We start from the raw sequence: 20573 nt of genomic DNA on the forward strand, positions 1-20573 counted from the left end.
GAGCAGATGTCCATGGCACCCTTGTCCCCTGCCCCGACCGTCACGACCGGCGCCCCGGGCATCTTCATCGAAGCCAAGGACATCGATCTTCTGAATTTCGTTCACGTCTATCTCGTCTATCGGGACACGGATGGCAATGAATGGGTGCTGCGTAGCGGACCGGCCGATGACGCGGTCTTTGGCACGGAAATGGAGTTCGAGGTGAACGTTCCGATGGCGGTGTCGGCCGACAATCGCGACGGCGACACGCCCGAGGACCGCTTTGCCACGCAGCTCGATTTCGGGCCGCTCGACGATGACGAGGCCTGGGCCTTGATGGTGGCCTATGCGCGCCTTTTCGAAGAGGACGGCTATCCCTACAACGCGCTTGGCACCAATTCGAACACCTTCATCGGCGCCTTGCTGGCCGCCGCCGGCCTCGACCCTTTGACCAGCATGCCCGACGGCGTGACGACCGGTCAGGCAAACGGAATCGAGGATTTCAGCGACATGATGGACGATGTCGCAGCCCCGCTGAATGGGGATGTCGTGGGAACGGAATTCGCCGATCGGATCGACGGCATCCAGGTGGCCGAGGTCATCTACGGTCTCGACGGGGATGACACCATTCTGGGCGGCGCCGGGGACGATACGCTGAATGGCGGCGAAGGCGATGACAGCCTTGAGGGGGGTACGGGTGCCGACAGCCTTGAGGGCCTTGCCGGCAACGACACCCTCGCCGCGACGGCGGGCGACGGCAACGTGCTGCGGGGCGGTTTGGGCGACGACCTTTTGATCGGCGGCTCTGGGGCCGATGTTCTGCAGGGCAATGATGGTGCTGACAGTTTCTTGGGCGGGACCGGGGCAGATGACCTCTATATCGACGGGGACGATTCCCAGTTCGACGGCGGGGCGGGCTATGATCGCCTGATCGTCGTGGATGCCTCGGGGGTGGATATCGCGCTGGCCGGCACGAGTATCGAGCGCGTTCTGGGCGGGGCGGGTAACGACCGCTTCGACGGCACTGGTGTGACGACCTCGATGGTGATGTCTGGTCTTGCGGGCAATGACACGCTGATTGGTGGCTCAGACGCCGACCAGTTGTCCGGCGGCGCGGATGCGGATGCGCTGATCGGCGGCGATGGAGATGACTTTCTGTTCGGCAATGGCGGCGCGGACAGCTTTTCCGGCGGCGCAGGGGCCGACCGCATTTTCGGCGACTCAACCGATCTGTCCTTCAACGGCGGCGCCGGATATGACCTGCTGTTTCTGCAAGATGACGGCGATTTCACCTTCACCCTTTTCGGGACGGGCATCGAACGGGTCAATTCAGGCGGCGGCCACGATCATCTTGATGCCAGCGGCGTCAGCGACGCCATCGTTTTGGTCGGGGCGGGTGGAAACGACATGCTGACCGGCGGGTCCAACAACGATGTCTTGGCGGGTGGCGCCGATAATGACACGCTGGATGGCGGGGCGGGCTTCGACTCGTTCTTTGGCGGGACGGGGGCGGATGTCTTCGTGTTCCGCGATGGCAGCGGGCTGGATTACCTCGTCGACTGGGAGGATGGGGTCGACAAGATCAATTTCACGGGCCACACACAGGTCTCGGGCTTGGGCGATCTGACGATCACCGACAATGGCGTGAACACGCGGCTGGCCTTCGATGGCGGCGACGCGATCATCGTGATGGGCTATACGGGCGGCTTCGACGCCGGCGACTTTCTGTTCTAGGCACCCTGCCCGCCTACCGCGGCAACACCAGATCCACCCGCAATCCGCCCAACCGCGCGCTTTCCCCCAGGCGCAGCGTGCCGCCGTGACGGCGCGCGATATCGGTGGCAATCGCCAGCCCCAAGCCGACACCCGTTCCACGATCCTGATTGCGCGCCGCGTCCAGCCGCAGGAATGGCCGCACGGCATCGGCCCGGTCCGCCGGCGCGATGCCCGGCCCGTCATCTTCGACCGAGAAGCGCAGCGCCCCGTCCAGCATGGTCAGGGTCAGCACCGACCTGTCTCCATAGCGCAGCGCGTTGGACACCAGATTGGCCAGCGCGCGGTGAACGGCGTCGGGCCGCATGAGGACGGGCGCGGCGTTGTCCGGCCCGACATAGCGGATATCGCCCGCGGTGCGCCGGGCATTGTCGACCACGCGCTGCGCGATGGCCACCGGGTCGCTTTCCACCGGGTCGTCCAGCGCCTCGCCTCGGGCGAATTCAAGAAACGTGTCCAGAAGGCTCTGCATCTCCTCCACGTCATGCACGAGGTCCTCGACCTCGGGCGTCTCGTCCAGCATGGACAGCCCGAGCCGCATGCGCGTGAGCGGCGTGCGCAGGTCATGGCTCACCCCCGACAGCATCAGGGTCCGCTGCTCGATCTGCCCCTCGATCCGCGCCCGCATGTCCAGAAAGGCCCGCCCGGCACTGCGTACCTCGGAGGCGCCGGCCGGATCATAGGGAACCCGCCGCCCCTTGCCAAAGGCCTCGGCCGCCTTGGCCAGCCGACGGATCGGACGCAGCTGATTGCGCAGAAACAGGTAGGCCAGTCCGGTCATGAAGATACCCGTCATCCCCATGATCACAAGCATCTGGTGCGGATTGGATGCCGAAACGCGGCGGCGGCTGACCGTCAGGTCCATCGCCGGGCGCCCCGGTGCCGCGCCGATCGAGACGACCGCGTCGTTGTCCACATCCATCAGATCCACCGCAACCACCCCCGGCAGGCTGGCGCGCATCACGTCGATCATGACCACACCCGACAGATCGTAGAACAGCCGCCGATCCTCGGTCAGGCCCGCGGGCGGGATGCTGACCTCGATATCGAGGGCCTCGGCCGTCTCGACGCCCCGCCTCCAGCCCCTCGGTCGCGAACCGGTCGAGCACCAGCGCCATGTCCAGCGCAAGGGCGCGGGCCATCTGTTGGGTGACATTCTCGTAATGGCGTTGAATGAAGACCGAGGACACGACAAGCTGCACCGCGAGGACGGGCACGATCAGGATCAGGGCGGCCCGGCCATACAGCCCGCGGGGCAGGAAACGCTTGATCCAGGAAAAGGGCGACATGGCGGCATCTAAACGCGCGACGGACGGGAAGGAAAGGGGCGGCGCGCACTGGCTGGACCCCGGCTTGCGGTTGGTCGTGGCCCCCAACCCCTCGCCCATGACCTATCGCGGGACGAACACCTGGCTGCTCGGCGCACCCGACAGCGCGGGGGCAGGGTCGGACGTGGCCGTGATCGACCCCGGGCCGCTGAACGAGGCCCATCTCGACGCGATCCTCTCCACCCTCGGACCGGGGGGAGCAGATCACGAAGATCCTCGTGACCCATTCCCATCTCGATCATTCCCCATTGGCGGCCCCGCTGGCGCAGGCCACGGGTGCCGAGATCCTGGCCGCCGGCCCCTCGGACTGGGGCCGCCGCCCGATCATGGCGGCCCTCGCCCAAAGCGGAGGCATTGGCGGCGGTGAGGGGGTGGATGACCGCTTTGCCCCCGACTGCGCCGCTGCGCGAGGGCATGACGATCGACGGGGACTGGGGGCGGATCGAGGTGATCGAGACGCCCGGCCACATGGCCAATCACCTGAGTTTCGTCTGGCGGGGGGCGTTGTTTTCGGGCGATCTGGTGATGGGCTGGTCCACCTCGCTCGTTTCGCCCCCGGATGGGGACATGACGACCTTCATGGCATCGGTGGCGCGCCTGACCGGGCGCACGGACCGGATCTACTACCCCGGCCACGGCGATCCCGTGACCGAGCCCCAGGCCCGCGCCGCCGCGCTGCTGGCCCATCGTCGCGCGCGCGAGTCGCAAATCCTGACCGCATTGCAAAAGGCTGGCCCGGCCACCGCAACCGAGATCGCGCAGGCGGTCTACACCGATGTCGACCCGGCCCTGATGCCCGCAGCGGCCAGGAATGTTCTGGCCCATCTCATTGATCTCGATGAAAGAAACCTGGCCCGAGCCCTCGATGCCCCGTCCGCCGACATGCGGTTCGAAGCGATTTCCCCGTAAAGGGAAAATTTCTTGCCTCTGCTACTGGACGGGCAAAAAGCCACTTGCTATAGCACCGCCAGTTCCGGCGTAGCTCAGCGGTAGAGCAGTTGACTGTTAATCAATTGGTCGTAGGTTCGATCCCTACCGCCGGAGCCAATAAAACTCTTTCCTGAGCCGATAAACGTGGGTCATGGGCCCGGGTTTTGCAGTCGAGACGACCGTCCGGCGTGAGACGGGTCGGTACTGCCCATCCTCTTACGGCTTTAGATGACTGCTTGTCTCGGGCTTGCGGTCTCCCCGGACGTACTGGGGCCGGAGATGGCTGGACGGGCGCAGCGCGCGAGACGCGGCGGGGCGCCGATTGCCGGGCGGCTTTTGGATGATTGGCACGGACGCTCGGCCATGCGCCCGGGTTGCGGCATGCCCTGTTACGGCCGGTCGGGACGTGCCATGGGCAGGGTCCGGCCATGTCGGCCGGTTACCCTGTCGCCCCGATACCGGCCGCGATGGCGTTCACGGTCAGGAGCAGGTCATGGACCTGGTCGCCGGCGGCCTTTTCGTCGCCGGCGGTCTGTGCGGCGCGCCACTGCATGAGGAGCTTGCGTTGCTTGGCATGCAAGGGGACCAGGGCAGCATGGCGCCGGTCGAGGCCCTGCTGGACCTCGGGCCGGATCTCGGCCAGCGGAGCGCCGTAAATCGTGCCAAGCATCGCGCCCGTGCGGGCGTGTTCGGCGAGGATCCGCGACAAGAACCGCTCTGCCACCTCCCGATCCTGAACCAGCCCGGCATAGGCCTGCATCTGGGCCGTATCCGCGCGGGCCAGCGCGGTCGCCGCATTCGATACGAGGAAATGGATCGGGGGCCAGCGTGTCGCCTCGGCCTTGGCGTTGACAAGCGCGGCGAACTGGTCGGGCGCCTCGGTCTGCAGGCGTTCCAATGCCGTGCCAAGACCATACCAGCCGGGCAGCAGGAACCGCGCCTGATTCCAGGCAAAGACCCAGGGAATGGCCCGCAGGTCGGTCAGGCTGCGTTTGCCGGTCCGCCGCGCAGGTCGCGAGCCGTGCCGGCTCTGCTCGATGACATCGATGGGCGTGGCTTCGGCGAAGAACTCCAGAAACCCCTCGGCCTCCACCAGGGCGCGCCATGCGGCGAAGCTGGTCTCGGCGAGGAAATCCATCGCCGCCAAAAGCTCGGGCGGGTCGGTGCGGGGGTGCAAGGTGGCGCCCAGGGTTCCGGCCATCAGCAATTCGAGATGGTGGGCGGCGGTCACGCGGTTGGCGTATTTCTGCGCGATGGTCTCGCCCTGTTCGGTCATGCGCAGGTCGCCGCCCGCCGCGCCGGGGGGCAGCGCGCTGAGAAAGCGATGCGTCGGCCCCGCCCCGCGCCCGATCGCACCGCCGCGGCCATGGAAAAAGCGGATGCGGACGCCACGCCGACGCCCGAGCGCCACGAGCCGGGTTTGCGCCCGGTACAGCGCCCAGAAGCTGGCCACCACGCCGCCATCCTTGCCGCTATCGCTATAGCCGATCATGACCTGCTGCACGGGCAGGTCTTCGCCCGAGCGCTCGGCCTGGGTCATCAGCGACCGCCAGACCACGTCGCAATCGAGAAACGCCTCCAGCACCTCTTCGCAGCGCTCCAGATCGTCGATGGTTTCCAGCAGCGGCACGACGGGCAGCGGCAGCCAGGGCCCGTCGGGCCCGTGTTGGAGCAAACCCGCCTCACGCGCAAAGAGGTAGACGGCCCAGAGGTCTTCGGCCCCTCGGGTCATGCTCACGATCAGCGCCCCAAGCCCCGCGGTGCCATGGCGGCCCACATGCCGGGCCAGTACCCGGTAGAGGGCCAGCATGTCGTCGGCCACGGGCCCGACCGAGGTGCCGGGCGCAACGAAGGGCCGCGGCGTCGCCAATTCCCGGCGCATCAGGTCGGCGCGCCGCGCGGCTGGCCAGGAGGGGAACGCGGCCCCCTCAGGGCCGGCGGAGCCTTGCAGCAGCTCGGCCATCGCGCGGTCGTGATAGGCGCTGTTCTGCCGGATATCGAGCGTTGCCAGATGAAACCCGAAGCATTCCGCCAGATCGAGAAGCGGGTCGAGATCGGCCTCGGCCAGGCGTCCGGCCCCGGCCTCGATCAGCCAGCGGCGTAGGTGCAGCAACTCGGCGTGATAGGCCCGTGCCTCGGTATAGCGCCCGGGCCCGATCTCACCCTCGGCCGGGGGCAGCGCGGCGGCAATCAGGTTCACCGCCTGGCGGTAGGGCTCGCCGGGATTGCGCGCAACCGCCGCCGCGCCGGCCTCTCCCAACGCGGCGGCCCGCCGGTCGATCCAGGCAAAGAGTGCGTCCGGCGGCGCAAAGCGGTGTTCCGACAGGCTCAGACGCTCGGCCAGAGCCGCAAGCTGTCTTTCATGCAGGGCCAGCGCTTCGGCACGAAACAGGGTCAGCGTGTCTTGTGTCGTGGCGGCGTCGACCAGCGGATGGCCATCGCGGTCGCCACCGACCCAATCGCCAAAGCGGAGCTGGGGCCGCCCGCGACGCTCGGCGCGCAGATCGGGATCGAACCCGGCCCGGTGCCACGCAGCGCCAAGCCGGTGGTTGATCCATGGCAGCGTTTCGGGAAGCGCCGTGGACAGATAGTACAGGATGCTGGCGCGTTCATCGGCAACGGTCGGCTTTTCGAGATGGACATGCCCGGTGCGCCACAGCCGCTCGATCTCGGTGCAGGCGGCGGTGCGCAGATCGCTGCGCTCTGCGTCGGTCCACATGGTGTTCTCGCGCTCGACCAGCAGCCGGTAAAGCGCCCTGTGATGCGCAAGCACGGTGCGCCGCTTGGCTTCGGTGGGATGTGCGGTCAGGACCGGCTCGACCCGGATCTTGGCCAGCGCCCGTGCCAGCGAGGGGCCATCATGGCCGGCCGCCTTCAGCCTGGCGAAATGCTGGTCCCATGAGCCGGCATCTTGGTCCAGACCACCTCGGGCCTCGTCGGCCCGACGCGTTTGCGCGATGGCGTTTTCCTCGGACTGAGCCAGAAGCTGCAAGGCAATCACATAGGCGCGCAAATCTTCCGAGGTCAGATCGGGCACCCCCTGCCCCTGCCCCGGACCGTCCCACAGGGCCTGCCAGGGCAGCGCCGCGGCACTGTCCCGGGCCCCGAGCCCGTCCAGGACATCGCCGAAACAGCGCATCAGGAAGCGTAGCGTCTCGTCGGTTTTCTGCTGGCGGTTGATGGCGGTCAGATCAAGGTCGGTCACGGTGGCGGTCCTGCAGGTCCTGTCGATCCCTGGGCATATCATGTCGTCGGGCGGGTTGCGGGGCCCGATGCCGGGCCCCTTGCCAGTTCCGGCGTCCCGCAGGCAGGCTAGCCGCCCCACTCATCCCCGCGCCTTGCGCAGGGTCAAGGAAAGCGCACACGTGCTGACCCGATCAGGGCAGCGCCCAGGCCCCCGCAACAGTCACCGCCGCCCCGGCCAGATCGGCAAGGTTGGTCAGCCGGCTGTCATAACAGGCAATCGCGTCGCCCGGCAGGACATAGGGATCGTAATCGTCGCGATCGGCACGGCGCAACATCCCTTCGATATCGCGCTCGATCACGGTCGAGACACCGCTGACCGGATTGCGGGACAACAGCGCCGCCGACCGCCAGGCGCTGGTCGCGCGGGCGCCCCCCACGCAATTGGTATCGACGACCGCCTGCAGGAACCGGGTGCCATAGGGCACCTCGCGCACCTCTCGCCCGACGGCCGACACCGCGTGCCCGCAGCCGGTTGCGTCAGGTTCGACAGGAACAGGGTCACGCCCGGCGGGCTGATCGGGCTGGGCCGCATCAACGCGTCCTGAAAACAGCCGCGCGACGGGACGAATACCTCGTCCCCCGTCAAGAGCGGCACGTCCGCCCGGTCGAGACCGTCGAGGACCGGGCGCAGGTCGATCACATGCACCACCCCCCGGCGGCGGATCTCGACCGCCGACAGATCGGCATCGGGGCGGATGCCCCCGGCCGAGCGCAGCGCCGCCGCCAGATCCCGCCCCTCGGCCGAGGCGCCCAGCGCCGCCTGGCGCAGGCTGTCCACCTCGTCACCCGCCACGCCGCCGATATCGACAGGGCGCGGCTCGAACACCGCGCCGCTGACGCTGACGCTGACACCGGCGGCGTCCATCACACGCACCGAGACCCGCGGCTGCCCGACGTAGAAACCGCCCGCCACCAGGGCTGTCGCAAGCTCGGCCTCGACCGTTTCGGTGCGGCGGCCATGGGCCGGGATCGGATCGAGAAACGGAAGGCGCAGGGTGCCATCGCGCGAGATCTCGTAGCTGCCCGAAAAGGTCTCGTCATCGGCCACCCGCACATCCAGCAGGTCGCCGCGGGTCAAACGCTCGGCGGTCAAGACCAGCGCGGCGTGGCTTGGTCCCTGTCGCGCGGCCCCGCCACGGGGCGGATGGCACTGCTGCGCGTTCAGGTCCGGCGAGATCAGACGCGGCGGCGCGTTGCGCGTCACCGGGTCGGGGTCGCGGTACTGCGCCTGATAGCCGCCGCCGCTGTCCACGGGTTCGATATTGGACGGGTTGGACACCTGCGCACAGGCCGCAAGGGTCAGCGCGGCCCACCCGAGCGCCAGTCTCAAGATAAAATCGGTCATCGAATCCGTGCAGCTTTCCGGTTTGAGCGGTGTTGGGCGTCATCCCTAGCATGACGGCACCCGACGCGCGCCTGCGACGTGGTCTAGCCAGACTATTCGAACGGATAGGCGACGGGGCAAGTGCGACATGCCCCCCTCCGGCGGCGCGCTCGCTGTTGTGGCGCAGTTGCCCCAGACATGGCGCATCACCTGAAACGCGGGAAACCCATGCCCCTGTCGCACACCCTTGGACCCTTTTGTCGAAACCTGCTGGCCTATGGCGTGTCCGAGGGCGCGGCCAAGGCGTCGCGCCTGCTGGTCGTGATCGCCGTCGCGCGCAGCATGGATGTGGCCGCGCTCGGCGTTGCGGCGGCGGCGATGGCGGCCTCGGATATCCTCAAGGCCCTGACCGAGAACGGGGTCGGGCACCGGATCATCGCCACAAGCGATGCCGATCTGCCCGCTGCCTGCCGCACGGCGCGCCGCATCTTCTGGGTCTGGTGCCTGGGGCTGGTCGCCGTGCAGGTTGCGATCGGCGCGGCGGTGATCCTGATCTCGGGGCAGGTCATGCTGGGCGCGCTGATTGCGCTTCTGGCCCTCGAATACCTGTTCATGCCGGCCGGGCTGGTGCAGGCGGCGCTCGCGATGCGGGCCGGCAAGCTGCGCCAGACCGCGACCATCGCGGGCGCGCAGGTCGTGGGGGCCAATGCCCTGACGGCGGCGCTGGTGCTTGTCTGGCCCTCGCCGCTGGCGCTCGTTCTACCGCGTGTCCTGTCGGCGCCGATCTGGCTGATCGCGATGCGCCGCCTGCACCCCTGGCGCGTGGACCGGGCGGTGCCGCCCGCGCCGGTGTCGGGTTTCGTGCGGTTCGGCGCCGGTGTTCTGGGGGTCGAGATCGTGCGCGCCGTGCGCATGCAGGCGGACAAGCTGATTGTCGGCTGGATACTCGGGGCCGAGGCACTGGGCCTCTATTTCATGGCGTTCAACGCGGGCCTCGGCCTTGCCAATTCCTTTGCGCTGGCCTTTTCGACCGTGCTCTTCCCCCATCTGTGCCAGGCGCGGGATCGCCCCACCGCGCTGCGTCAAAGCCTCGTGCTGGCGCTTGGCCTGATCGCGCCGGTCGTCGTTCTGCAATCGCTCATGGCGCCGATCTACGTGCCGATCCTGTTCGGCCCCGGCTGGGAGGACGCCAGCGGCATCGTGTCGGTGCTGTGCCTTGCCGCCATTCCGGGGATTATCTGGTCGTCGGCTGCCGGTTGGCTGCGCGCCGAGGCGCGTACCGGCGCCGAGTTCACCGCCACGACCGCCATGGCCGCGGCGCTGATCGTCAACACGATCGTCATGGCGCCGTTCGGCCTGATGCACATCGCCATCGGCTATCTGGTCGTGGCCGCCGTCACGCAGGTCGCCGCCGCGTGGCCTGCGCTGTCGGTCGCTTTCCTGTCCCGTTCACCCGCCAAGGTATAGATCATGCCCCGCTTTTCGATCATCCTGCCCTGCTTCAACGCCGCGGCCACGCTGCCGGACACGCTAGAGAGCATTCGCGCGCAATCCTGCCGCGATTGGGAAGTCATCTGCGTCGATGACGGTTCAACCGATGACACGGTTTCAATCATAGATGCACATGCTGCGCAGGACGACCGCATCTGCCTCATCCGCAACCCGCGAAAAGGGCCGAGCGCCGCCCGCAACACTGGCGGCCTGTCATATGCCACGGGTGAAATCCTGGCGTTCTGCGATGCCGACGACCTGTGGGAGCCGCGCAAGCTGGAACGCCTGAGCGCGATCTTTGAGACGGCTGACCCCGATGCGGTGTACGGCCAGGTCGCTTTCTTCGACGGCGACGCGGGCGCGCGGATGCGCCGGTCGACCGTGCCCGATGGTCCTGTGACCATCGCCATGCTGCTGGGGGAAAACCCGGTCTGCACGACATCGAACCTGTCGGTCACGCGTCAGGCGTTCGCCGCAACCGGCGGGTTTGACGAGGGACTGGTCCATAACGAGGATCTGGAATGGCTGGTCCGCTGCGTCGGTACCGGCCGCCGGATCATCGGCGATCCGGCCTTGCATGTCCTGTATCGCCGCACACCCGGTGGCCTGTCCTCTGACCTCATGCGGATGCGGGACAGCCGTACACGGGTTCTCGACAGCGCGGCGACCTTCGGCGTTCGGCCCGATGCGCGGGCCGAGGCCATCTTTGCCCGCTACCTCGCCCGCAGGGCGTTGCGCCTCGATGCCGAGGCGCGGCTTGCCCTCGGGTTTGCCTTGCGCGGGCTTCGCACGAACCCGGTCGCCTTCCTCTTCCCGCTACGGCGCGGCGCGGCGACCGCGCTTGCCGCGCTGCTTGCGCCCGTTTTCCCGCGGCCCCTGCGCCGTGCCCTGTTCTCCTCGAAGTGACGGAGCCTGCCATGCCCAAAGCCACCATCGTCGTGCCCGCCTTCAATGTCACACGAACCCTGCCCGAAACCCTCAGGTCCCTCCGGGCCCAGACGGAACGCGATCTGGAAATCGTCATCGTCGACGATGGCAGCCATGATGAGACACCCGCCATCGCCGCGCAGGCCATGGCCCGGGATGCCCGGATCCGCGTCTTGCGACAGGCGAACCGCGGCCTTGCCGGCGCCCGCAACACCGGGATTGCCGCGGCGCGCGGGGCCTATATCGGCTTTTGCGATGCCGACGACATCTGGGAGCCTCAGAAACTCGCCGCGCATATCCGCCATCTCGACGCCAACCCTCGCGTCGGCCTCAGCTTTTCCGGCTCCCTGCTGGTGGATGACGACAATCGCGCGCTTGGTCTGGTTCAGGCCCCGCGCCTGATGGGCATCACGGCGGCCCATGTCTTCAAGCGTAATCCGATCGGGAACGGGTCGGCGGCGGTGATGCGCCGCGAGGCCGCCGATGCAATCGCGTACCGGCCAAGCCATGAAACCGAACGCGACTGGGTCTTTGACGAAACCTTCGCCCAGTCCGAGGATATCGAGTGCTGGCTGCGGCTGGCCCTGACCACGGATTGGCACATCGAGGGCGTGCCCGGTGCGCTGCTGCGCTACCGCGTGAACGGCGCGGGATTGTCGGCGGCGACCGACCGACAACTGGCCTCGTGGGAGGATATGGTTCGCAAACTGACGCCGATCGCGCCCGATTTTTTCGCGGACCACGCCCCGACCGCCCGCGCCTACCAGTTGCGTTACCTCGCACGTCGCGCGGTGGCGTCGGGCGATGGACCGCGCGCGTGGGCACTGATCGTCGAAGCCCTGAAAAGCTCGCGCCGCCCGATCACCGAGGAACCCGCCAAGACCCTGACCACACTGGCGGCCGCCTGCGTGATGCGCAGCGCGGCAGGATCGAACCTGATGCGTCGGGCCGCACGCATGCTGCGGCCGTCGCACGGCGCCTGATCATCATAAAACGAAAGGAATACATCATGCTTCGTATCGTCCATCTCGTCGATGACACCACCGCCGGCGGCGTCATGCGTGTTCTGCACCATATCTGCTCTTGCCCTCGTATGGCGCGCCTTGGGGCGCACCGGGTTGTGTCCCTCTCGCGCGGGCGCGCGACGCCGTTGGCGCTCGAGGCGGATATCCTCGTGTCGCATCTGTCGATCAGCTGGCGCCGCCTGCCCGCCCTGATCCAGTTGCGCGCCACCCATGCGCATGTCCCGATGGTCCATGTCGAACACAGCTATACCGAGGCCTTCATGGCGCAGAACGTGTTTCGTCGCGCGCGGTTTCTGACCTTGTTGTCCACGGCCTATGCGCTGTTCGACCGGGTCGTGGCCGTCAGCGCGGCGCAGGGGCACTGGCTGCGGGGCCGTGGGCTGGTGAGCCCGGACGATCTGTGCGTCATCCCCTCGACCGTCGATCTGGCCCCATTCCTGGCGCTGCCGCTGCCCGCCGGACGTCCGCGCGTTGTGGGCGCGATCGGGCGGCTGGAGCCGCAGAAAGGGTTCGACACGCTGATTCCGGCCTTTCGCGCCTGCGCCGACCGGACGCTCGAGTTGCACATCTACGGCGACGGCAACGACCGCAAGGCGCTCGAGGCGCTCGCGGCCGGTGACCCGCGCATCCGGTTCCGGGGTTGGGCCGACCCGGCGACGGCCATGGCGCAGGTGGACGCGGTGGCCATGCCCTCGCGGTGGGAGGCGTATGGCCTCGTCGCGCTCGAGGCCCGCGCGGCAGGCCGCCCCTTGCTGGCGGCGCGCGTCGATGGACTGCACGATCATCTGGCCCAAGGCGCAATCGCCGTGGACGGCGATGGCCCGATGGCCTGGGCCGAGGCCCTGAACCGCCTGCAAGAGACACGCCATGCCATCGACCTGACCGCCCGGCGGGATGCAGCCCGCGTCGAACAGGCGCGCTTCGCCAGTGGCTGGGGCGCGTTGATCGGTGCGATCACCCGACCCGCCGAGACCGCGCGCGCCGCCTGAGGCGCAGGGCCGCATCGAACGACCAGGATACCCCGGGCGCGCGCGCCCGGGGTTTTCGTTTGAGGGAGAGCCGTGCTGCGGCCTGTCCTGCTGGGCTGGACCGTCTTGGCCCGGCTGGGACCTCACATGCCCGCGTGCCGACGTTTGCAGGGTCGGCGCGGCGATGATCCGAGCGTTGGCACCTGCGCTTGACGGGGGTCTCGGGCGCGGCCGTCACGCAGGGTCCGGCACCGCGGCGCGCACCCTTTCATCGGCCAATTCGCGGGCGTGCAGGCCCAGAACGATCAGCCCGGGCCACAGCATATAGGCCTCGATCTCGACATTCTCGCCAAAGGACAGCAGAACGATGGTCATGCAGATCCCCAGCGGCAACCGACCACGCGGGCCACGCGCCGCATCGTAAAGCGCCAGCGCGACCTGCCAGACCAGCGGCACCAGCAAGGCAAAGAACCCCACCGCACCCTTGACGAACAACAGGCCCCACCATGTGTGGTGGCTGCCGATGGGCATGTATTCCACCAGATGCGGGCCGGGCTGAACGGTGCCATGGCCGAACCAGACGGCCTCTTCGCGCCATCTTTCCCCGGCGATGCGTTGCAGCGTCTCGCGGACCCGCGTGCTGTCGGCCCGCGCCGCGCGAAACGCCCCCCAGGCATCCTGCATCAGTTGCAGCAGCGCCGTGCCCAGAACCGCCAGCGACGCGGTCGCTGCAGCCGCGACATGCCAGGCCCAGGCCCGCGCCACCAGCGGCATCATGCGCGGCCCCATCGTACAGGCCACCAGTCCAACCAGTCCCATTCGCGACTTGGAAGCCAGGATCATCAGCGTACCCGCCGCCACCCCGACAGCGCGCCACCTCTTGTCGGTCTCTTCGAGCGCGAACAGAACCATGATCACCCCCAACAGCGCGGCAAAGGGCGACCAGGGGGCGTAGAACTGCCAGCGGGGCGTCCAGCTCGACGGGTCGATGGTGTAGAAATAGACCGAGAAATACTCGGGACCTGGCCCGCCGACCGCGCGCAGCGGCGAGGTGAAGATCCGTTCCGGCAGGCCGATATAGGGCGCGGCCAGCAGCACCGGGGCCAGCGCAAGAGTCCACAACCCCACCACGCATTGCGCGCGGATCAGAACCGCGCGGCGGATCGGCAGAACAGCGCCGGCCAGTGGAAACAGGGCCATCAGGGCCCAGCCCTTGGCCCAACCGATCGAGGATTTGATCGTCTGCTTGGCCCCCAGTCCCCACGTCGACATGCCCGACCCACAGCGCGATCAGCATCACGGCCATGCCCGCGATCCAGCCCCAGACGACCGGCGGGATCGGCCCGGTCGCCGCCAGATCGCGCCGAATGGCCGGCCCCAGATAGAGCGACAGGATCGCCAGCCCCCCCACGCAGCCAGGCCAGAACCGGCCCGACCACGTAAAGCGCGCCAAAGGCATAGAAGGGCCAGGTCAGGACCAGCGCATGCCACACCATGCGTTCGGCGGGATTGGACAGGGTCATTCCGGCTCGGCCCGCACGATCAGCTTGTCGATCAGCGGGCGTCGAAGCCAGCCGAGCAGCAGACCGAAGAGCAACATCATGGTTGCGGCAATTCCGGCGGCCATGGCCAGTTTGGTGCGCGGCGAGGACGGCCCCTGCGGCAGCGACGGGTTTTCGAGCACCTGCACCAGCGGATACGAGGCGTAGCGGTCGCTTTTGGTTGTTTCGGCCCGCGCCATGGCCGAGGCAAAGACCGCCTCGGCCACCTGGAAATCGCGCTGCAGGTCCTCAAGCTGCGCGGCCGGGGTCAACAGCGCCGCGATGCGGGCCTCGTCGGCGGCCAGACGCTCCTCGAGCGAGGCGACCTCGGCGGCCAGCCCCTGCCGGAGCGAGGACAATTCGACCAGATCCGCCAGCAGCGCCGCGCGCCCCCCGATCGGGGCAAGATCGAGCTGCGCGACGTGCGCGTCGGCAAGGCCCGTGACCGTCGCCGCGCGCAGGCGGGCCATGTCGCGCGTGGCCCCGTGCCCCGCCCGTGCATCGAGGACGACGGGATGGTTCGGGCCGAAGCGGCTTTCGGCCTCGGCCAACGCTGCGGCTTGCGCCGACATCTCCTCGATCAGGGCGGCGAACTCGCTGTCGGCATGCAGGCGCAGCGTCGCCGCCGCGATCTGCGGCGTGACGTCCAGGGCGCTTTCCAGGGCGCGCACCGCCTCGGTCTGTTCCTGCAATGCGGTGCGCTGCGTGGCCAGCCGTCGCGCCAGCGCGTTTGTTTCCGAGACCAGCTCGTCATATTGCGCGGCCGAGATCAGCCCGGTCTCGCGCTGCAGCGTTTCGATCTGCACGCGCGTTGCGGCGACAGAGGCCCGGTAATCCTCGATCGCGCCCACGCCGCCGGTTTCGCGGACGGTCAATTCGTCCTCTCGCAGCGCGTCGATTTCTGCGAAGAACGCGTCGAGCAGCGCATCGCCCCGCGCCTGCGCATCCTCGGGCGAGACCCCGGTGATGCGGATCTGGATCATCCCCGTCTGGTCGATCAGTTCGACCCGCGGCGCCCAGAAGGATCTGCGCGCGATCCCCAGCCGTTCCGCAGCCGAATCCAGAATACGATCTGCCCCGATCAGGCGCTGATAGGTGACCGTGGGGCTGATGGCGCTGCTGGCATAGGGCGAGTCGGCGTAAGACGACGCCTGCCCGATCTCGGACAGGTTGACCGATGCCGACGCGCCGGCGCCCGGCAGGATCAAGGACATCTCGGAGCTGTAGCGCAACGGCGCCGTTTGCAGATATCCCGTGAGGGGCGCCCAGATCGCGGCGGCCCCCAGCAGAAAGAACCCGGCGTAGCGCGGCAAACGCCCCGCGTCGTTCGGGCGGCCGCCGCGCAGAAGGCGCCGGAATGTCAGCGCGCGCAACGGGCTGCGGATGACCTGCGGCACAGGCCACTTGCCATGGGCCGCGGCGGCCCCGGGGGACAGGTCGGGGGCGGACGGTGCCTTGGGGGCGCGCTGGATGAACATGGCAGTCTCCTTCGCCTGACGATCTGCCAGATTTGCGAAGAAGGCGCGCCCGCGCCAACGGCTAAGGGCCGGGGCAGACGGGGTGCCCTACCCTACCCTTACGGATAGCTCAGAACATGCCCGCATCGCGCGCGATCAGCGCAGCCTGCGTGCGGTTGCTGGCCCCCACCTTGCGATACAGGGTCTTCATATGCAGCTTGATCGTCGGCTCGGTCAGGTCCAGATCACGGGCGATTTCCTTGTTCGACTTGCCCTCGGTCAGGCCCTGGAGCACCTGCAATTCGCGCTCGGTCAGTTTGGCAGCGAGCGGGTGTTCCGGTGTCTCGTCCTCGGCGGTCATGAAGTCGAGAGGGGCGAACTGTTCCCCCATGGCCATGAATTTCACGGCATTGACCAACGACTTCGCCGGCAGCGACTTGGGCAGGAACCCGGCGGCCCCCATCTCCAGCGCCTCGGCGGCGATGGCGCGGGTCGCCAGACCCGACATCAGCGCCACACGCAGCCCGTCCCGCGCGGCCAACGCCTCGCGCAACCCCTGCAACCCGTTCATGCCGGGCATGTTCAGGTCTAGCAGAACGACGTCGAAAGCCGCGCCATCCTGCAAATGCGCCATCGCCGCGGGGAAATCCTGCACCGCGACGGTGTCGAACCCGCCAACCCCTTCGAGATACATGACCAGCGTGTCGCGCAAGAGATCGTGGTCGTCAGCTATCAAGATGCGCATTCTGCTCTCCGCCTCGCAATACGGTACATCGGGACTCGGTCTTTGCCATCATAGCCGAAACCTTGGCCAGACTAAGACCGTTTTCCGCCCGTTCGCGCATGCGCGCGTGCCGCGCAACCCGAAAGGGGAAAACGGCTAGCCGAACGTATAGCCCGGCCGCCGAATGCGGCGTGGGCGGCACCCATCCGAAGCGATCGGCCACACCTCCTCGTCCCGTGTCAGACCGGTTGCGCGGTCGCGTCGCCGGCCGCCCGGCGGCAGCTTGGGCGCAACGCCGTCACGAGAGGATCGCACCATGCCCGATACGCTCCAAACCTTCTGCGACCCGGATTTCGCCAAACAATTCGCCCGGCAAAGGCCGTTGCGCCACATCGACCTGTTCGACCTGCGTCTTGTGGCCGACACGACCGATGCCGCCATCGCCACATTGATGGCGCCGGGTCGGCATCGCGTGCATTTCGTCAACGCGCATTGCATCAACACGATGGCGCGCGACGCAGGCTATCGCCGCGCCCTGGCGACGGCCGACATGATCCTGCCGGACGGGGCCGGCATCGAATTGGCCGCCCGTCTTTGCGGCAAGGCGATCCCCGAGAACCTGAACGGAACCGATTTCGTGCCGAACCTGCTCCGGGCCGCTGCCGCCTCGGGCCACTCGGTCTTTCTGTTCGGGGGGCGTCCCGGCACCGCCGAGGCCGCCGCCGACACCCTGACCGGCCTGGCGCCGGGCCTGCGGATCGCGGGCACGCTGAACGGGTACGCGGATGCCACGGACCCCGAGCAGGTCATTGCACAGGTCAACGCCTCGGGGGCGGATATCCTGCTGGTTGCGCTTGGCGTGCCGATGCAGGACACTTGGATCGCCGCGCATGCCGACCGCCTAGTGCCGCGGATCTGTCTTGGGGTGGGCGCCTGTTTCGACTTCCTCGCCGGCACTGTCGCCCGTGCGCCCGTGGCGCTGCGCCGCGCCCGGCTGGAATGGGCCTGGCGCCTGCTGCAAGAGCCGCGCCGCATGGCCGGGCGTTACCTGCTGGGCAACCCCATCTTCGTGGCGCGTGCCCTGCGCCACGCCGCCAATGGCACGGACCGGGTGGCGCTATTGCGCCGCCTGATGGATCTGGGCCTGTCGGGTGCGGCGCTGATCCTGCTTGGCCCGGTGCTTTTGACCATCGCCCTGGCCATCGCGGCCACCAGCCGCGGCCCGGTCCTGTTCCGCCAGACGCGCGTTGGCAAGGATGGCACGCCGTTCACGGTGTTCAAGTTCCGCTCGATGCATGTGGATGCCGAGGCGCGCCGCACCGCCCTGCTGGCCACGTCGGACCGCGCCGGGATCTGCTTCAAATCCCGCAACGACCCGCGCGTGACGCGCGTCGGGCGCCTGCTGCGCCGTTTCTCGCTCGATGAGCTGCCGCAAATCCTCAACGTGCTGCGCGGCGACATGGCGATCGTGGGGCCGCGCCCGGCCCTGCCTGCAGAAGTCGCCGCCTATCCCGCCCGCGCGCTTGGACGTCTGTCGATCAAGCCCGGCCTGACCGGCATCTGGCAGGTGTCGGGCCGCGCCGAGATCGGTTTCGACAAGATGATCGACATGGACCTCGCCTATGCCCGGTCGCGCAGCCTGCTGCTCGATCTGATCCTCATCGCCCTGACCTTCCGCGCCGTGATCTCGGGGCGCGGGGCCTACTGACCGGCCCCTACAAATTCGAAAAGGACACGACCATGACCCATATCCGCAAAGCCGTGTTTCCCGTCGCCGGGATGGGCACCCGCCTGCTGCCGGCCACCAAATCCGTGCCCAAGGAAATGATCACCCTGATCGACCGTCCGATCATCCAATACGCCGTGGACGAAGCTCGCGCTGCCGGGATCGAGGAGTTCATCTTCGTCTCCTCGGCGGGCAAATCCGCGCTCGAGGACTATTTCGACACCGCCGCCGCTCTGGAACGCCACCTTGCCGACAAGGGCAAGCATGACGCTCTGGAAAAGCTGGCCTGCACCCGCATGGAAGAGGGCAAGATGTCGATCCTGCGGCAGGACCGCCCCCGTGGCCTGGGCCATGCCGTGCGCCTGGCGCGGCGCTTGATCGGCGACGAACCCTTTGCGGTTCTGCTGCCCGACGACGTGCTGAAATCCGACGTACCGGTCCTGCGCCAGATGATCGACGCCCATGCCGATCTCGGCGGGCACATGGTAGCCACCATGGCCGTGCCCAAGTCCGAAACCCGCAACTACGGCGTGCTCGACGTGACCTCTGAGCGCGGCGGCCTGTTTCGGGCGCGGGGCCTTGTCGAAAAGCCCGCCCCCGAGCGTGCCCCGTCGCGGCAGGCGGTGGTCGGGCGTTACATCCTTGCACCGTCGATCTTTGCGCAGCTCGACAGGATCGGGCCGGGCGCAGGGGGTGAGTTGCAACTGACCGACGCCATCAACGCCGACACGCGCCATGCCCCGGTGCACGGTCTGCAATTCGAGGGCACCCGCTTCGATTGCGGGTCCAAGGCTGGCTATGTGAAGGCGACGGTTGCCTTCGCCTTGGATCACCCCGATCTCGCCCGGGCCATCGACAGCGCGGTCGCGGGCCGCGCCCCGCGGCAGGATCTGGCGGCCTGACGCCGATGACGTGATTACGGTCGTCAGCGTTTCGCAAGGTTAAGAGACCGTCGCACAGAGGTGGCTGGCGAATTCCGGGCCGCGGGCCGATCCGGGCGAGGCCGCGCAGCCCGTGACGCGTCATGGCCAGGGGTTCGCGCCCAGATGCGCAACAGATTATTGCCGCATCGGCCCCAACTGTCATATCGTTGTTATACAAACTCGGTACGCGCCACGCAGCGACACCAGATATTGGGGAGAATCATGAAGACATACACAACGCTTGCGGCAGTTGCCGCGCTCGCAGTCGCCTTTCCCGTGCATGCCGAATTCGCGCTCGGCGATCGCTACACCGACGCCGATGGCGATCTTATAGCAGATATCCCGACCGATCCCGATCAGTTGATCGATCCCGGCACGCTGATCTTTGCCTACACGCCCGTCGAAGACCCCGCCGTCTATGCCGAGGTCTGGGCCGATTTCCTCGACCACCTGTCCGAGGCCACCGGCCGCGACGTGCAGTTCTTCCCGGTGCAGTCGAACGCCGCCCAGATCGAGGCGATGCGCGCTGGCCGTCTGCATATCGCGGGCTTCAACACCGGCTCGAACCCGCTGGCCGTGGCCTGCGCCGGGTTCCGCCCCTTCGCGATGATGGCGGCCGAGGACGGGTCCTTCGGCTACGAGATGGAGATCATCACCTACCCCGGTTCGGGCATCGAAGCGGTCGAGGATATCCGCGGCCAGCAGATGGCCTTTACCTCGGAAACCTCGAACTCGGGCTTCAAGGCCCCCTCGGCAATCCTGAACGACGAGTTCGACATGACGCCGGGCGAGGATTTCGAAGCCGTCTTCTCGGGCGCGCATGACAACTCGATCCTCGGCGTGGCTAACCAGGACTACATGGCCGCCGCCGTGGCGAACTCGGTCATGGGCCGGATGCTCGACCGCGAGGTCGTGACCGAAGACCAGATCGTGTCGATCTACACCTCGCAGACCTTCCCCACCACGGGCTACGGCACCGTCTACAACCTGACCCCCGAATTGCAGGAGGCCATCCGGGAAGCCTTCTTCAGCTATGACTGGGAAGGCACGCCGCTGGCCGAGGAATTCGGCCGCAACGGGGAGTCGCAGTTCATCCCGATCACCTTCCAGGACAACTGGGCCGTGATCCGCACCATCGACGCGTTCAACGGCGTCGAGTACGACTGCGACTGAACCTGTTTGCCAAGGACGAAACGCGGGCGGCTCTGGGC

At 67.7% G+C, this 20573-nt stretch carries 14 protein-coding genes, 1 tRNA gene and 2 pseudogenes; 10 read left to right on the forward strand and 7 right to left on the reverse strand.

Going from position 1 to position 20573, the window contains the following annotated elements; translation table 11 throughout:
* Positions 1-12: 12 nt before the first annotated feature.
* Entirely contained in the window at positions 13-1713 is a 1701-nt protein-coding gene (locus tag ROSELON_RS17905) for a calcium-binding protein (protein WP_025313086.1), read from the forward strand.
* A 13-nt stretch (positions 1714-1726) separates the two neighbouring features.
* On the opposite strand, the gene ROSELON_RS14710 is transcribed toward ROSELON_RS17905, so the two are convergent.
* Positions 1727-2908 (reverse strand): ATP-binding protein, encoded by a 1182-nt coding sequence (locus ROSELON_RS14710; RefSeq protein WP_342665299.1) that lies wholly within the window; start codon positions 2906-2908, stop codon positions 1727-1729.
* Positions 2909-3039: 131 nt separating this feature from the next.
* Here ROSELON_RS14710 and ROSELON_RS19240 point away from each other — a divergent pair.
* Both ROSELON_RS19240 and ROSELON_RS14720 read left to right on the forward strand, forming a co-directional pair.
* A pseudogene (locus ROSELON_RS19240) lies at positions 3040-3989 on the forward strand (MBL fold metallo-hydrolase).
* A gap of 63 nt (positions 3990-4052) precedes the next feature.
* Positions 4053-4127 (forward strand) — tRNA-Asn (locus tag ROSELON_RS14720).
* A 322-nt stretch (positions 4128-4449) separates the two neighbouring features.
* Here the strand turns inward: ROSELON_RS14720 and ROSELON_RS14725 are convergent.
* From ROSELON_RS14725 to ROSELON_RS14730, 3 genes are all read right to left on the reverse strand, one after another.
* On the reverse strand, positions 4450-7215 hold the full coding sequence (locus tag ROSELON_RS14725; RefSeq protein ID WP_025313087.1) for a phosphoenolpyruvate carboxylase: 2766 nt from the start codon (positions 7213-7215) through the stop codon (positions 4450-4452).
* Between the two features lie 172 nt (positions 7216-7387).
* Positions 7388-7555 carry a hypothetical protein gene (locus ROSELON_RS19120; protein ID WP_342665301.1) on the reverse strand — a complete coding sequence of 56 codons (168 nt, stop codon included), beginning with the start codon at positions 7553-7555 and terminating at the stop codon, positions 7388-7390.
* A complete protein-coding gene (locus ROSELON_RS14730; RefSeq protein WP_342665302.1) occupies positions 7552-8601 on the reverse strand; it encodes a polysaccharide biosynthesis/export family protein in 1050 nt (349 codons plus the stop codon). Before ROSELON_RS14730 ends, ROSELON_RS19120 begins: the two co-directional genes overlap by 4 nt.
* Positions 8602-8778: 177 nt before the next feature.
* Between ROSELON_RS14730 and ROSELON_RS14735 the strand changes: the two genes are divergently transcribed.
* The 4 genes from ROSELON_RS14735 to ROSELON_RS14750 are packed head-to-tail and all read left to right on the forward strand — an operon-like array spanning position 8779 to position 13012.
* Entirely contained in the window at positions 8779-10047 is a 1269-nt protein-coding gene (locus ROSELON_RS14735; protein WP_407059664.1) for an oligosaccharide flippase family protein, read from the forward strand.
* Between the two features lie 3 nt (positions 10048-10050).
* On the forward strand, positions 10051-10977 hold the full coding sequence (locus tag ROSELON_RS14740) for a glycosyltransferase family 2 protein (protein ID WP_025313089.1): 927 nt from the start codon (positions 10051-10053) through the stop codon (positions 10975-10977).
* 11 nt (positions 10978-10988) lie between these two features.
* A complete protein-coding gene (locus ROSELON_RS14745; protein ID WP_025313090.1) occupies positions 10989-11981 on the forward strand; it encodes a glycosyltransferase family 2 protein in 993 nt (330 codons plus the stop codon).
* A gap of 26 nt (positions 11982-12007) precedes the next feature.
* Positions 12008-13012 carry a glycosyltransferase gene (locus ROSELON_RS14750; protein ID WP_025313091.1) on the forward strand — a complete coding sequence of 335 codons (1005 nt, stop codon included), beginning with the start codon at positions 12008-12010 and terminating at the stop codon, positions 13010-13012.
* Between the two features lie 213 nt (positions 13013-13225).
* Here the strand turns inward: ROSELON_RS14750 and ROSELON_RS14755 are convergent.
* From ROSELON_RS14755 to ROSELON_RS14765, 3 genes and pseudogenes are all read right to left on the reverse strand, one after another.
* Positions 13226-14514 (reverse strand): annotated as a pseudogene (locus tag ROSELON_RS14755) (O-antigen ligase domain-containing protein).
* Complete coding sequence (locus ROSELON_RS14760; protein ID WP_025313092.1) at positions 14511-16010, reverse strand: GumC domain-containing protein; 1500 nt, start codon at positions 16008-16010, stop codon at positions 14511-14513. Before ROSELON_RS14760 ends, ROSELON_RS14755 begins: the two are co-directional and overlap by 4 nt.
* Before the next feature lie 109 nt (positions 16011-16119).
* Complete coding sequence (locus ROSELON_RS14765; protein ID WP_025313093.1) at positions 16120-16734, reverse strand: response regulator transcription factor; 615 nt, start codon at positions 16732-16734, stop codon at positions 16120-16122.
* Positions 16735-17029: 295 nt separating this feature from the next.
* Here ROSELON_RS14765 and ROSELON_RS14770 point away from each other — a divergent pair, with 295 nt between their 5' ends.
* From ROSELON_RS14770 to phnD, 3 genes are all read left to right on the forward strand, one after another.
* On the forward strand, positions 17030-18421 hold the full coding sequence (locus tag ROSELON_RS14770) for a WecB/TagA/CpsF family glycosyltransferase (RefSeq protein ID WP_025313094.1): 1392 nt from the start codon (positions 17030-17032) through the stop codon (positions 18419-18421).
* A gap of 32 nt (positions 18422-18453) precedes the next feature.
* A complete protein-coding gene (locus tag ROSELON_RS14775) occupies positions 18454-19341 on the forward strand; it encodes a UTP--glucose-1-phosphate uridylyltransferase (protein ID WP_025313095.1) in 888 nt (295 codons plus the stop codon).
* 243 nt (positions 19342-19584) lie between these two features.
* Positions 19585-20535, forward strand: a complete 951-nt coding sequence (gene phnD, locus ROSELON_RS14780; RefSeq protein WP_025313096.1) for a phosphate/phosphite/phosphonate ABC transporter substrate-binding protein — start codon at positions 19585-19587, stop codon at positions 20533-20535.
* Positions 20536-20573 lie beyond the last annotated feature (38 nt).

This window comes from Roseibacterium elongatum DSM 19469 (genome assembly GCF_000590925.1).
Lineage (GTDB): Bacteria > Pseudomonadota > Alphaproteobacteria > Rhodobacterales > Rhodobacteraceae > Roseibacterium > Roseibacterium elongatum.